At 59.1% G+C, this 14,550-nt stretch carries 11 protein-coding genes; 5 read left to right on the top strand and 6 right to left on the bottom strand.

Annotated features, from left to right (window positions below; all coding sequences use genetic code 11):
- Positions 1-65: 65 nt before the first annotated feature.
- Together IY73_RS03270 and IY73_RS03265 are read right to left on the bottom strand one after the other, a co-directional pair.
- Positions 66-695: a hypothetical protein gene (locus IY73_RS03270; RefSeq protein ID WP_053961818.1), complete on the bottom strand. Its 630-nt coding sequence runs from the start codon at positions 693-695 to the stop codon at positions 66-68.
- Positions 696-914: 219 nt separating this feature from the next.
- Positions 915-1,403, bottom strand: coding sequence for an SRPBCC family protein (locus IY73_RS03265; protein WP_053961817.1), 489 nt, complete (start codon positions 1,401-1,403; stop codon positions 915-917).
- 215 nt (positions 1,404-1,618) lie between these two features.
- On the opposite strand from IY73_RS03265, the gene groL reads away from it, so the two are divergent.
- Complete coding sequence (gene groL / locus IY73_RS03260) at positions 1,619-3,238, top strand: chaperonin GroEL (protein WP_053961816.1); 1,620 nt, start codon at positions 1,619-1,621, stop codon at positions 3,236-3,238.
- A 316-nt stretch (positions 3,239-3,554) separates the two neighbouring features.
- Positions 3,555-4,283 (top strand): hypothetical protein, encoded by a 729-nt coding sequence (locus IY73_RS03255; RefSeq protein ID WP_148565039.1) that lies wholly within the window; start codon positions 3,555-3,557, stop codon positions 4,281-4,283.
- Positions 4,284-4,419: 136 nt separating this feature from the next.
- On the opposite strand, the gene IY73_RS03250 is transcribed toward IY73_RS03255, so the two are convergent.
- The 3 genes from IY73_RS03250 to IY73_RS03240 all read right to left on the bottom strand — a co-directional run bounded on the left by IY73_RS03250 (position 4,420) and on the right by IY73_RS03240 (position 7,821).
- Complete coding sequence (locus IY73_RS03250; protein WP_053978824.1) at positions 4,420-5,232, bottom strand: hypothetical protein; 813 nt, start codon at positions 5,230-5,232, stop codon at positions 4,420-4,422.
- Positions 5,233-5,599: 367 nt separating this feature from the next.
- A complete protein-coding gene (locus IY73_RS03245) occupies positions 5,600-6,493 on the bottom strand; it encodes a YwiC-like family protein (RefSeq protein WP_053978823.1) in 894 nt (297 codons plus the stop codon).
- Positions 6,494-6,597: 104 nt separating this feature from the next.
- Complete coding sequence (locus tag IY73_RS03240) at positions 6,598-7,821, bottom strand: hypothetical protein (RefSeq protein WP_053978822.1); 1,224 nt, start codon at positions 7,819-7,821, stop codon at positions 6,598-6,600.
- Positions 7,822-8,106: 285 nt separating this feature from the next.
- Between IY73_RS03240 and lpdA the strand changes: the two genes are divergently transcribed.
- On the top strand, positions 8,107-9,585 hold the full coding sequence (gene lpdA, locus IY73_RS03235) for a dihydrolipoyl dehydrogenase (RefSeq protein WP_053962677.1): 1,479 nt from the start codon (positions 8,107-8,109) through the stop codon (positions 9,583-9,585).
- A gap of 79 nt (positions 9,586-9,664) precedes the next feature.
- On the opposite strand, the gene IY73_RS03230 is transcribed toward lpdA, so the two are convergent.
- Positions 9,665-10,771 carry an endonuclease/exonuclease/phosphatase family protein gene (locus IY73_RS03230; RefSeq protein WP_053978821.1) on the bottom strand — a complete coding sequence of 369 codons (1,107 nt, stop codon included), beginning with the start codon at positions 10,769-10,771 and terminating at the stop codon, positions 9,665-9,667.
- A 77-nt stretch (positions 10,772-10,848) separates the two neighbouring features.
- Between IY73_RS03230 and IY73_RS03225 the strand changes: the two genes are divergently transcribed.
- Both IY73_RS03225 and IY73_RS03220 read left to right on the top strand, forming a co-directional pair.
- On the top strand, positions 10,849-11,658 hold the full coding sequence (locus IY73_RS03225) for an HAD family hydrolase (protein ID WP_237023759.1): 810 nt from the start codon (positions 10,849-10,851) through the stop codon (positions 11,656-11,658).
- Positions 11,655-14,219 carry a glycoside hydrolase family 65 protein gene (locus tag IY73_RS03220; RefSeq protein WP_053961810.1) on the top strand — a complete coding sequence of 855 codons (2,565 nt, stop codon included), beginning with the start codon at positions 11,655-11,657 and terminating at the stop codon, positions 14,217-14,219. The genes IY73_RS03225 and IY73_RS03220 overlap by 4 nt, the downstream gene beginning before the upstream one ends.
- Positions 14,220-14,550 lie beyond the last annotated feature (331 nt).

Below are 14,550 nucleotides of genomic sequence, written 5' to 3'. Positions count from 1 at the left end.
AAAGGTGCGCGGGCTGTACGAGGGGTGTCCGAGCGCTGCGCAATGGTTGTGCCGCTGGTCGATAGTTAGGCGGCACGGCGTTCTTTGGTGTCGTCCAGGCTGCCCGTGTAGGTGATGCCGGTGGAGGCGCTGGTGCGGAGGGTGGTCTGGTGCTGGCGGTACTGGTTGGCGGCCGCAATGAGGGCGGAGAGGCTGGCTTCTTCGCTGGTGGTGCCGTAGCCGATGGACCAGTGGGTGAAGTAGCGGTTCTCGATCTCCAGGAAGGTGGCGTACTGGTGGTGGGGGTTGTCCGGCATCTTGCGCTGGCGGAACGTCTTAATGTCCAGGCGGATGTCGAAGCTGTCCAGTATGTAGCAGAGGGCCTGGATGGGGCCAGTGGCTTCGGCGGTGGTGCAGCACATGGTGCCGTCGATGGTGAGGGTAGCGATGTACTGGGAGCGGCCGCGGCTGGTGGGCTGGCTGCCGAAGGCGCCGAGCATGATGCTGCCGGGGGTACGGAAGGTGCGGTCGAATTTGTCCTCGGACATACCGGCAGCGAAGGGGCACAATTCGATGGGGAGGGGGTAACGGGTCCGCTCGGTAAAGGGGTTGTTGTCCCGCAGGTTGGGGGTGGCCGCCGGCGCTATGGGGGAGTTGGGGCGGGAGGCGGTTGTGGTGGTGTGGGAGGTAGGGGAGGAGAAGCGGTGAGTAGACATTGGAGAGGAGCTTTCTGTGCAGGGTGGTCCGTGGGTGTGTGGACCAGCACTTCTCTCCACCGCAGTAAGGGGGCTAGTCCGTGATGACCCCACTGCGGCTGTGAGCTACTACTAGGTGCTTCGTGTTCATGGTTAAGAGGGTAGGGGAGGTCTCCCCCGCTGTCAATGAAAATGGAAAAAACTTTTCACATAATGAAAATATACTGTGAAGGAGCCGGGCTAGCTGGTGTAGGGCAGCGCCAGCGCTTGCTCCTCAACCTTAGCCAGTGTCTCCTGCATGCCGGCAGCCATTTCCTGTGCAAAAGCCTCGTCCCCACCCAGGAAGAACTTCACGAATACGGAATTAATAAGGCTCGGGCGGGCATCTGCAAGGAGGCGCTCCAAGGTGACGGTGGTGCCGCCATTCTCCGCTGGCTCCAGGCGGTAGGTCCACAGGTAGTGGTTGGCGGGAATAAGGAAGGATAGCTCCTTCTTGGGCTCCACCGTGAGGAAACGAGCGGTGGTGATCCAGAAGGTGTACTTGCCGCGGCGGTTGATGTTAACGGTGACGCCATCGGGGTGTACCGGGTCGGAGCTGGGTGGGAATCCGATCATCTTTTTGCATTGGGGACTGCGTGAGCCCATGCTGCTGATATCGCTGACGACCTGCCAGACAGCGGACAGAGAAGCGGGAATGGTACGGGAAACGCGAATCAGTTTGGAATCCATATGTTTATTCTAAGCTGCTGGAATCGTTCTTGCACTCGACTAGTTCGAGTGCTAGAAAAGACTTAGCACTCAATCATTGGGAGTGCCAAAGCTGGCGAGTAAGACCGGGTACCATCCCGTACAAGACACACCGGTCGTCCGTCGCGGGAACTGTGCCAGCTTGGCAGTGTCGGCCACCAGTCACCCCCATCAACAGAGGAAGACATAAACAACACATGTCCAAGATGATTGCATTTGACGAAGAGGCCCGTCGTGGCCTGGAGCGGGGTCTCGATACCCTCGCTGATACCGTCAAGGTGACGCTCGGCCCCAAGGGTCGCAACGTCGTCCTGGAAAAGAAGTGGGGCGCCCCCACCATCACCAACGATGGCGTCTCCATCGCAAAGGAAATCGAACTCGAAGAGCCCTACGAGAAGATCGGCGCCGAGCTGGTCAAGGAAGTCGCCAAGAAGACGGATGACGTCGCCGGCGACGGCACCACCACTGCTACCGTGCTCGCCCAGGCTCTCGTCCACGAAGGTCTTCGCAACGTTGCTGCTGGTTCCAACCCCATGGGTCTGCGCCGCGGTATCGAGAAGTCCGTGGACGTCGTCACCAAGGCTCTCCTCAACTTCGCCAAGGAAGTTGAAACCAAGGACGAAATTGCCGCCACCGCTGGTATCTCCGCTGGCGACCCTGAGATCGGTAACCTCATTGCCGAGGCTATGGATAAGGTTGGCAAGGAAGGCGTTATCACTGTGGAAGAGGCCAACACCTTTGGCCTCGACCTGGAACTGACCGAAGGTATGCGCTTCGATAAGGGCTTCATCTCCGGTTACTTCGCCACCGACCTGGAACGCCAGGAAGCCGTCCTCGAGGATCCCTACATCCTCATCAACCAGGGTAAGGTCTCCAACATTAAGGACCTGCTGCCGCTGCTCGAAAAGGTTATGCAGTCCGGCAAGCCCCTCCTCATCATTGCCGAAGACGTGGAAGGCGAAGCCCTCTCCACCCTCGTGGTCAACAAGATCCGCGGCACCTTCAAGTCCGTCGCCGTCAAGGCCCCGGGCTTCGGCGATCGCCGCAAGGCCATGATGCAGGATATGGCCATTCTTACCGGTGGCCAGGTTATCTCTGAAGAGGTTGGCCTGTCCCTCGAGACTGCCGACATCACCATGCTGGGCCGTGCCCGCAAGGTTGTCGTCACCAAGGAAGAGACCACCATTGTTGACGGTGCCGGCTCCACCGAGACCATCGAAGGCCGCGTCAACCAGATCAAGGCAGAGATTGCTTCCACCGACTCTGACTACGACCGCGAAAAGCTGCAGGAGCGCCTCGCTAAGCTGGCCGGCGGCGTTGCCGTCATCAAAGCCGGTGCCGCTACTGAGGTCGAGCTGAAGGAACGCAAGCACCGCATTGAGGACGCTGTCCGCAACGCTAAGGCTGCCGTCGAAGAAGGAATCGTTGCTGGTGGCGGTGTTGCACTCGTGCAGTGCGAGTCCGCCATCGAGGATCTCGATCTAGAAGGCGACGAGCTGACCGGTGCCAAGATCGTCCAGTCCGCCCTTTCCGCTCCGCTGAAGCAGATCGCCTTCAACGCTGGCCTGGAGCCTGGTGTCGTGGCCGAGAAGGTCCGCAACCTTCCCAGTGGTCACGGCCTCAACGCCGCCACTGGTGTCTACGAGGACCTGCTCGAAGCTGGCATCAACGATCCGGTGAAGGTTACCCGCTCTGCTCTGCAGAACGCTGCCTCCATCGCTGCACTGTTCCTCACCACCGAAGCTGTGGTTGCCGACAAGCCGGAACCCCCGGCTCCGGCCGCCCCCGCTGGTGACGACATGGGTGGCATGTACTAAACCATCGCCACGTATATCCACTGCCACGTGTTGGCGTAGGCTAGCACGGTGAAGACGGTGGTGTTTCCACGATGGTAGGTTACAATCGTGCAACGCTCACCACGTTGTGAAACATTGCTAATGTGGCAGAATAACCCCATATTTGACAGCCAGCCCTGTGCGAAAATATGCACAGGGCTGGCTGTTTGTGTAGATGCGTGAACACGGTGTCGATAATGTGTCCGCGTCTGTGGAGTACTCGCGGGTAGTACTTTACTCAACCGTTACTGTTCGCTCATGGTGAAAATACCCTGGTCAAGGCCCACTTATATGTGTAGTGTTAGCTACGTCACATCGACCAACGAGTCATCATGAAAACGTTCTGAAGTCTCTCGCAGTTGCAGTATCTGCGGCTGTCGCTATCGTAACGCTACCCGCCATCGCGTCAGCCACCCCGGCTGAGACCGCTCCGGCTCCCTTGTCCCAAGCTCAAATCCAGAAGATGGGCCAACAGTTCCGTTTTGGTAGCCTCTCCCAGGACGCCAATACTCTCTCCGTCGAGAAGGGCACAGTTCGCCTGGCGGATAACAACCGTGGACTGGAGCTTGTCGGCCACAATGGCAGCGTCCTCATGACTCTTCCGCTGCTGGGCTTCGATGCTTCCAAGCAAGGCATCTACACCCTCACCGCACACGTTGCGAAGGATGGCACGTCCGTCACCTTCCAGCGTCCGGCAGACACCACGTACCGTCCGCTGAGTGCAGTCGAAAAGACGCGCGAGGCTAAGCTCGCCTCCGCCTACACGTCCGAAATTGGTAAAGTTGGCGACGGTGCCGTCGTTGATTACATCAATCTCGCTAAAGTCTCCACCGACAAAGATCCGCTTTACTTCTACCTCGGCGGTGTCCTTGGCTGCGGTGCTGGTGCAGTCCTTTCCGTACCCTTCACCTGTGCTGCCGGCTGGTTTGTCGGCTCCGCTGCACTTCCTCTTGCCTCCGACAATCCCCAGGTTAATGGCACCGTTAAGCGATTCTGGAACAACCTCTTCCACCTCAACTGGTTCTAACCGCTATACCCAGGTGTGACAGAACAATCCCCAGCTTGCACGAGCTGGGGATTGTTCTTTTTCTCTATAGGGAGCCTCGTAAGTCGAGTCTCGCTCAGCATGGTGCTGAGCCGAAGTAGCGCAAGTGTAGTACTACTTAGCGTACGCGGGCGACATCGCCGCCGGTGAAGTAGGCCTTAGTGCCGCGGAGCAGGCGGTTAGCCTTCTTGTGGGCGACTGGATCCTTGGCCAGCTTGGAGGACAGCACGGCTGGCATGTTGAGCGTGGAGATGATGACAACGGTGACGCCGGTGAACACAAAGGTGAATTCCAGCAGGTAGTTCACCGGAATACCAATGATGGTGAGGGCAAGGACGAGACGCAGCGGGTAGCTGACGAGTTCGAGGGCGAGGTAGGTAATGAAGCCGCCGACGATACCGGTGATGACACCGAGCGCGGTGCCGCCCACAAAGTTCAGGGTGTCGTGCTGCAGTGCGTAGTCAGCGTAGTCGCGGTAGAGGTGGAACCATGCTTTGGTATTGCTTTCGAAGCGGTTCTTCTTGGCGAGCTGGTCCTTGGTGGCCTTGGCCTCAAACTGCCCCTTGGTGAGGGTGATGGTCTTGGCATTGCTGCTGAGGGAAGCGCGGAGGGTGTAGATGGAGTCTCCGAAGATGCCCTTCAGCGGGACGGAGATGACGGGCTTGCCTTGGCCGTCAACGATCTCGAGCTTGTCGCCCTCTTTGGTGACCTTGAAGGTGCCGTCCTTGAGGGTGATGCCGTTGCCGTCCTCATTGGTGGTCAAACCTTCCAAGGTGTGGACGGCGTGCTCGAGCTGCTCCTGTGCGGCCTGTTGCGTGGCGGGAGCCGTGTCGGGGGTATCGGTGGGGGCTGCGTTGGCGATGGCGGGAGCACCGGTGAGGGTGATCGCTGACACCACCGCGAGCGCAGTTGAGCGAAGCCAGGATTTCATGGGAGCATCCTTATTCTGTGGTGGTTGGAAAACTGAAGGGGAGAAGGTGTTTATCCAACCGTGATTGTTGTTACGCCACAACTGTAGAACGACATGCCGCGATTGCAAAGAGGGGAGAGATGATCTGCCGACGTTAGCGACATCCGTCGCATAATAAAAAAGCTCTCAACTGGTCTTTTATTTCGTTTAGACCGAAATAATTACTCTGAGAAAAATCTAGAAAGTTGTCCCGAGCCATGTTTTTCCCTTATGGCCATAAGACCAATACGCTGTCAAAAAATAGCAATAATGCTGTGTTTTTACAGATAGGAAAAAAGTGTTCAATGGTGAAGCGGCCGGGGCTCTGCCAGTGATGTGTCTCTCTCTGCTAAGGGAGCCACAGTGCGATAACTACCAGCGCAGTAAAGACAATCTCGGTAATACCGATCGCCTTGGCGCTCCACTTTTTACCCTGGAAGCGCATCGTCAAGGGGAAGTAGGCTGAACGGGCCAGCAGGGCGACAAACACCGCGAAGAGTACCCAGCCGGTCCATCCCAACACTGCGCTCACCAGGGCAAAGATTGCAGCCACGGCATGGAAGACAATAGAAAACACCAGGTGGGGAGTGCTGCGGCGTTCCCGGATGACGGTTTTGACCACGGGGACAGTTCCGAAGAAATAGAACAGGAGGATGAGGGAAACTAGCCACATCCAATTCCAGCCCGTCACCGAGCTCGACCAGTTGTGTCCGGCAAGGGCCGCCATATGGGTATCGACAGGGACAGGGAGGAGCGAGAAACTCGACCGCTGGAAGCCGGTACCCAGGTCGTAGGCCACTGCACCAACCAGGACACCTGCAGCAACAGTGATGCCGCGCGCCCCCATGGTGCGTTCTTTTCGCTCCTTAATGAGGACGACGGTGGTGATGATGAGAATGACAAACCAGGGTGCCCACAGGAGTAGTTTGGGGGCGCTCCAAAGGGTGAGGATGCCCAGCACCGCAGAGATACACACGTACGCTTTGACGGGAGTGACGTAGATGGAGCTGCGACGTGCTACAAACCACTTCGTGAGGGCGAAGAAACAGAAGTAGCCCACCACCCACAGAAGGTAGAGAGGGATCTGCGCGGGGACAAAGCCGCCAATGATGATGCCTAAGGTGATGGGAACAAACACCATTGCCCAGGCGCCGTGGTAGTCAGGGACCCAACCGCGTGCCGACAGTGAGCGTTTCTTGCCAGGCTTTCCAGCGTTCTTCGTGGGTGTCTTTGGGCCGGCCATGCGGACGTCCTTTCGCGGTGCGGAGGTGGGGGCTGGTTGACGGGTTCCGGTCTACCCTGAGGGACGTCTGATAGTGTAGTCTGCCCTAACTTTAGTGACTAGATTTAGCTGCTTTTAGCGACTTCGTTCCACTTATCTTTGGCCATCTTGCAGGAGTCCAGACCCCTGTCTTCGGCCACCCATACGGTAAGGCCAAAAGCAGGGTGGGCTTGCGGTGAGCCGGTGGCGATGCACCCCTTGGTCTGTCCATTGCGGCGCTTTTCGATGCGCGGTTTACCAACGGTATCCCGGTCCGCTTCGCCAATGAGGACGGAGAACTTGTGCCCTTTTTCACCGGTGAACTTGCAGCCCCAGCCGTAGCGGCCCCAGGTAGTTTGTGCGGCTTCGCGCTGCCCATACTTTTCTGAGCACGGGTTGACCAGTGGCAGCATCGCTGCCAGCGAGGAGGACACAGAGGAAGAGGACGAGCTGACCGAATTGAGCTTCTGCAGAGCGTCGTCGGCACTCCGTGCGACGGTGCTTGAGCCTTCGGAGTAGCCACGCTGGTAGCCTTCCGCGTGGCCGGCGCGGCTACCCAAAATGTAACTGCCGAAGCCAACGATGATGAGCACGAGAATCGTCACCAGAGTGACGCCAATGACGCCAGCTGCGCCAAGCTTACGGGAGGATCGCTTCTTCTTGGTGTCCTTGTCGTCAACCCCATAGGTGGGGTCTGGAACAGGGGCTGCGTTGTAATCGCGTGCTTCAACACTGCTAGCGGCAGACGGACTGTTGTCTGCCGGGAAGTTTGCCCAGTTCTCGGCAGGGCTATACACCTGCTGGATGGCCGCAGCATTCTGGCTGGCAGCTGGTTGTCCGGTTCGCATACGCTGTGCCCCTGCGGCAGTGGCAGCTCCGACGGAACCTGCGGTCCCGACTGCACCATCTCCTCGCATACCATTATCGGGGCCCGCAGGAGAGAAGGTGGGCTGACGGAAAGCGGTGGTGGTAGTGGTGCTGGTTCGCTGAGACTGGTCTCCCTGGGACTGCGCTCCCTGGGGAATGTGTAGGGTTCCTCCCGCAGGTTGAGAGGGGGGCTGTGCGGAGGTGATGATACGAGTGCTGTCCTCGGTACCCGAGGCCCCTAGCTGTGTGGTGCGCGGTTGGTTGGGGTGGGCAGATGAGGGAGTGACCTGAGAGCGGGGTTGCCCCGACTGCGAAGGGATGCGTTTGGCTGTTCCACGACCGGGAACCTGGTAGCCCTGGGCGGGGCGCATCTGCGGGTAGCCAGTTCGCTGCGGTTTAGGAGTGCCTTCGGGGCGGCGCGGAGCGGACGGTTCTTCGGTCATTCTCCCCATTCCTCTGGTCAGGTGATAGTGAACCCGGCTTGGGAAACTCTATCGTCAGTGTCCCTTACAGAGTAGCGATTTTTCCCTGCTTCTGTTTACTATAGCCGCCGCTCATTGCACTAATTGCAATGAGCACGTTCACACTTCAGCAGAATACCGCACCGCCGCCCCACCCCCGTGGTCGAAAGGCTCCAAGGTGCACAGAGCGGTGCCGTTGAACGCTCGCATAGCGGTGCCGCCCCCACTAGTATCAGAACCATGAATGAGCCCACGGATACTTCCCGCATGCCCGCTTCCTCCGCCTCTGCTTCGGCTTCCCCTGCCGACCGCCACACCGAACTGCTCGTCCTGGGTGCCGGACCGGGCGGCTATGTGGCTGCCATCCGGGCCGCCCAACTGGGGCTCCAGGTCACCATTGTGGAGGAGAAATACTGGGGTGGAGTGTGCCTCAACGTGGGGTGTATCCCCTCAAAGTCGCTGCTGAAGAATGCCGAAGTGGCTAACATCATGCTGCACCATGCGGCGGAATTCGGCGTACTGGCAGACAACATCAGTATGGATTTCGGAGTGGCGCATGCACGGAGCCGGAAAGTGTCCGCCAACATTGTGAAAGGCGTCCACTACCTCATGCGGAAAAACAAGATCACGGAGATGAACGGCCGCGGTTCCTTCCGCGACGCCCATACCATCGAGGTCGCCACCGCTGAGGGACCCGTCACCATCAGCTTCGACAACTGCATTATCGCCACCGGTGCCCATGTGGCACAGTTGCCCGGTGTGGAGATGGGCGGCCCTGTCGTTTCCTTTGAGGAGCAGATTCTCAACCCGGCACTGCCACACAGCATCGTTATTGTCGGTGCGGGCGCTATCGGCATGGAGTTCGCGTATGTGTTGGCGAACTATGGGGTGCAGGTGACCATTGTGGAATACCTAGACCGAGTGCTCCCCAACGAGGACAAAGACGTCTCCAAGGAGATCTCCAAGCAGTACCAGAAGCTGGGCATTACGCTACGCACTGGCCACAAAACCACCTCCGTCGAGCGGACGGGTGACGGAGTGGCAGTCGCTATTGAACCGGTCGCGTTGCCCGATGGAACCCTCCCAGCAAACGGTCATTCGGAGACTATCTATGCGGAACGCTGCCTTATCTCCACCGGGTTCCGCCCCAACGTGGAGGGCTATGGCCTGGAGAACACGGGGGTGGAGCTGACGGAGCGTGGTGCTATTGCTGTCGACGACTCCATGCAGACCTCTGTACCCCATATTTTCGCCATTGGTGACGTAACAGCGAAGCTGCAGCTGGCTCATGTAGCGGAAGCACAAGGGGTGGTTGCTGCGGAAACGATTGCGGGGGAGAAGACGGTGCCGCTGGGCGACTATCGGATGATGCCGCGTGCGACTTTCTGTAACCCGCAGGTCGCCAGCTTTGGCCTCACTGAGGAGCAGGCACGTACTGCGGCGGCGGACGATCCGGAGATGGATGTGCGTGTGTCCACCTTCCCCTTCAGTGCGAACGGTAAGGCACAGGGCCTGGCGGAGGCGCAGGGCTTTGTGAAGATTGTCGCTGACGGCCGCTACGGGGAGCTACTGGGCGCCCACATGGTGGGGCCGCAGGTGTCCGAGTTGCTACCGGAGTTGGTGTTGGCACAGAAGTGGGAGCTCACCACAGAGGAGGTTGCCCGGACGGTACACGTGCACCCCACATTAGCGGAGGCCCTGAAGGAGTCCGTCGAGGGTGTACTGGGGGAAATGATTAACCTCTAGCAGTGCTCCGCTGCCACGGTTACACACCTGTGGCAGCGGTGACGGGTGTGCAGCGACTGCTATCTATCGGCTCCGCCGGTTACATCCCCGTGTAACTGAGGCGTGCCAACACTGCGCGATGGTCGGTTCCATCCACCTCTGCTACCGTGGAGTCGGCCGTATGCCAGCGGGATTCCGACACGAAAATATGGTCAATTGGCACACCCAGCGGCTTTGGAAGGTAGGTGGGCCAGGTTCCCACGGAACCACTCTTCTTTTCCGCCAGGGCATCTACACAGGCGCCCATATCGGCGAGGCCACCGTGCCAGGGCGTGGCGTTGAAATCCCCACCCACAATGAGGTTGCCGGCCAGCGGGCTGTGGCACATGTCCACCATCTGCTTCATCTCATGGCGCCAGCGGCCAGTGTGCAGCAGGTTCGGGGGGTAAACGTGCCCCGCAACCAGCGTGGGCAGGTAGAGGAAGTTGGCGTCGCGGCTTTGCGGGGTAACAGCAACGGCCCCCAGCGAAGTCTGGGGGGTGATCTTCTCATCCACCTGGTAGGTGCCGAAGTAGACGGACACCAATAGCACCGTCTGGTTGATCTTGTCGCTACCTCGCCGAGTGCTGGGTACAGACTGAAACATCTGCATGGGGCTGCCGGCTTCTTCCATCAGCTGGGCAACCAGTTTAGCGGTGCCTTCTGTGGTTTCGGTGAGCATCACAATATCCGCGCCCACGGCATTGGCGAGTTTTGCGATGGTGACAGGCCGGGCGCCATTGTCGTAGCCGTTGAGGGACATCACCGTGATGTCGGTGCCGAAGTAGCCCTTGTTGGGGGTAGCCACCGTGTGCAGGGGGTCGACGCGCAAACCACTGCCCCAGCCGACACTCACATGGGCGAAGGTCGCCACAAGCGTAATCGCCATAAAGAGGGCGGAGACTCGGCGTGGCAGGTCGCGATGCCAGCGCACTCCGAAGACCACCACACTGGCCAACAGGGCGAGGAAGGAGATGAGAATCCAGAATCCGCGCGGGGCGAAGATCTGGGCGAAAACTGGCTGCATACTCAGCCATTTTCCGGGGTAGACAGAGAGCCCAAGCACCACTGCGGTGATGATGAGGGCGGCCAACCAGCGGCGGGGGATGGCCCGCTGCATGTCCTTTTGGACGAATGGAGGCGTCGGGTTCTGCTCGGTCTCCGTCATACCTTCTAACCTACCGTGTAGTGCCTCAAAAGGCAGATCGCGGGCAAAGGGAATGTTTCTCTCAGTATGCTAGAAACATGACGTGGAATCTCGATAATCAAGCCCACATGCCATCTTCCAACAACCCCGTTGCCTCTCCGGAAGCAGCAGCAGGCGGCGAGAAGGATCCACGCGAAACGCTCCGCTGGCAGGACTGTCGGGGGGTACTGCTGGATCTGGACGGCGTCATCACCCCTACTCTCGATATCCACAAACGGGCGTGGTTTAACCTTTTCGCCCCCTACATTGAGCAGCGGGCTGCTGAGCTCGGAGAAGAGCTCGCTCCCTACACCATGGAGGACTACTACACCTACGTGGATGGGCGCCACCGCCTAGACGGTGTGCGTGACGTTCTCCGCTCCCGCCACCTCCCTGAAGCTGAGGACCCGGGGACGGTCGAGCGGCTGGGGCTGCAGAAGAACAACGAGTTCATGGAGACGCTGCAGCGGGACGGCATCCGCGCCTACCCCGGCACTGTTGCCCTCATTGAGGTAGCTCGTCTCCTCGGCATCCCCTATGCGGTGGTGTCCTCCTCCCGCAATACCCGTCCGGTGCTGCAGGCAGCGAACCTCCTCGACCGTTTTGAGGTGATCGTGGACGGTAATACCGCCGACGAGAAACACCTCCCCGGCAAACCCGCCCCCGACACCTACTTGTATGCGGCTGAGCGGTTGGGCGTGCCCGCCCGCCAGTGTGCGGTCTTCGAGGATGCCACTGCGGGTGTGGCTGCAGGCCGGGCCGGTGACTTTGGCCTGGTGGTCGGTGTCAACCGTGGCAGCGGTGCAGCCTCTCTGCAGGCCGCTGGAGCAGACCTTGTCGTCGATGATTTAGGAGAGACCCTGGTATGACCGAGAGGAACTCCATCACAGACACCGCCCTACACACCACAGAGACCATCACTCTCTCCCCGGATGCCACCCCAGACACTGCCCCGATGGCGGAAGGGCAGGAACTCTACGATGAGCAGGTGACAGCTAGCGGCCCCCATCGCGACCGCTTCAACCTGCGCAGCTACTTTGCAGAACCGGAAATTGACCGTTCCATCCACCCCGTCGACCCCTGGCGGTGGGTAGAGACAGCACCCTCCACATCGGATCTGGGTGTGGCCGAGTCGCTCTTCACCGTGGGCAACGGCTACCTGGGGGTGCGCGGTAACCCGGAGGAGGGCCGCGATTCGGCCCTCAACGGCACCTATGTGAACGGGCTCCACGAAACCTGGGATATTCAGCACGCCGAGGATGCCTATGGCCTGGCGCGGGTGGGGCAATCCATCATCAACGCGCCGGATGCTAAGACTATTCGTATTTATGTGGATGACGAACCGTTGCGCGTGTCTGTGGCGGATCTCTTCTACTATGAACGTTCTCTTGACTTCCGCGACGGTGTGCTGCGTCGCTCCCTGGAGTGGCGGACCCCGGCCGGTAAACGTGTCCTCATCGATTTCACCCGCATGGTCTCCCTCACCGACCGTCACCTGGGCATCGAAGAGGTGAGTATTGTGCTGCCGGAGGATGCCGCTCCGGTGGTGCTCTCCTCGCAGATTCTCAACCGCCAGGATGGGCAGGATGAGTTCGGTTCGGCCTCCGACCCGGATCGTTTTGTGGCGACGGAAGGCGCTCCCCAGGGGTCGGTGAACACTGGCTCCGATCCGCGCCGGGCGGATCACTTCCGGTCTCGTGTGCTGCTGCCACTGTTGCAGGTGGATGAGGGAGAGAAGATCAAGCTGGGGTACCGGGTGGCAAACTCCGGGATGACGCTGGCGGTGGGTGCGGACCACGATTTTTCCACTACTAACGACTTCTATATTTCCTCGGTGGCACAGACGGATATGGCGAAGGTGCAGTATCACGTGGATGCTCGCCCGGGGCAAAAGATCGTCCTCACCAAGTACTTCTCCTACCACGACTCACGGCGGGCTTCCGTCAATGAGCTGATGGACCGAGTAGATCGGACGTTGCGCCGGGCGCGTAAGCGTGGGGCCGGAGATTACCTGGAGGCGCAGCAGGCGTGGCTGGCGGAGTTCTGGGAGCGTGCCGATGTGGAGATTCCGGATCAGCCGGAGTTGCAGCAGGCGGTGCGGTGGAACATGTTCCAGCTCATTCAGTCATCGGCGCGTGCGGAGGACTTGGGTATTTCTGCGAAGGGCGTGACGGGTTCTGGTTATGCGGGACATTACTTCTGGGACACCGAAATTTATGTGATGCCCTTCCTTACCTACACCATGCCGCAGGTGGCACGGAATGCATTGCGGTTCCGCTATCAGATGCTGCCGAAGGCGCGGGACCGGGCGTCCGAGCTGGATCAGTGCGGTGCCTTGTATCCGTGGCGCACTATCAATGGGGAAGAGGCCAGTGCCTACTATGCGGCGGGCACGGCTCAGTACCACATTGATGCTGATATCACGTATGCCACAGTGCAGTACGCGCGTGCCAGTGGCGATGCGGATTTCCTCTTCCGGGAGGCCATCGACATTTTGGTGGAGACAGCGCGCCTGTGGGAGGATTTGGGATTCTTTGGGGTGGACGGTCAGTTCCATATTCATGGGGTGACGGGTCCCGACGAGTACACCACGGTGGTGAACGATAACCTCTTTACCAACGTGATGGCCCGCTACAACATGCGGGTGGCCGCCGAGTGGGTGGAGCGCCTGCGGGAGGTGGAGAAGAGCTATTTCGAGGAGATGGTGCATCGCCTGAATCTGCGGCCGGAGGAACCGGCTGAGTGGCGCACGGCTGCCGACGCGATGTGTATTCCCTTTGATGGGGAGCGTGGTATTCACCCGCAGGACGCGCACTTCTTGGAGCGGGAAATTTGGAATAAGGATCGGGGACAGCCGAAGCGGCCGCTGCTGCTGCACTATCATCCGTTGACGATTTACCGCTATCAGGTTATTAAGCAGGCGGATGTGGTGTTGGCTCTCTTCCTGCGTGGGTCTGAGTTCAGTGAGAAGCTGAAGCGGGCGGATTTTGACTACTACGATCCGTTGACGACGGGCGACTCGTCTTTGTCTGCGGTGGTGCAGTGCATTTTGGCCGCCGAGTTGGGTTATGACTCGCATGCTCAGGCACTGTTCCGCCATGCCGTTTATGTGGATCTGTGTAATCTGCATGGTAATTCGGCGGATGGTCTTCACATCGCCTCGTGTGGTGGCGTGTGGTCGGCCTTGGTCTTTGGCTTTGGTGGTTTGCGTGACTATGACGGCCGGTGGACTATCAATCCGGTGCTGCCGGAGGGGTGGGGAAGTATGCGGTATCGCGTGCAGCTGTGGGGGTCTCGTCTGCAAGTGGAGGTACGTGCGGATGAGGTGGAGCTGGAGTGGGATTCGCCAGTTGCGGTGGGCTTGGAAGTGTGGGGCCAGTCGGTGACGGTGCAGGAGGGTGAGAAGTTGGTGGTTAAACGGCCACAGTAGCCATACCGCAGGTGATATTTCACCCACTTGGAAAATTGAGAGTGATGTTCGCCACAATTTGAAAAGAACTCGGCAGTAGCTTTTGTGTGAGCTGGCTTACCTCGGAATTTAGTGAGCTTAGTGCAGCCTCAGTGTCTTAAAAGCTATTGCCGAGTTGCCATTTTGGGTCTGGTATACGGCAAAAAACGCAGTTATTTCGCAAACAAACAGGTCGCGGAGCTTTTGAAGTGACATGTTCTGCATGGGATTCGTTCACAATTTTTTACGAAATAAAAGTATGACTTAAATAAGGTGACAAGGAGGGTGAATAAAGGGTGTGAGATGGGTCTCT

It is taken from the genome of Lawsonella clevelandensis, assembly GCF_001293125.1.
Classification (GTDB): Bacteria; Actinomycetota; Actinomycetes; order Mycobacteriales; family Mycobacteriaceae; genus Lawsonella; species Lawsonella clevelandensis.
Note: the sequence above shows the minus strand (reverse complement) of the source record. Positions and strands in the feature narration are given on the sequence as shown.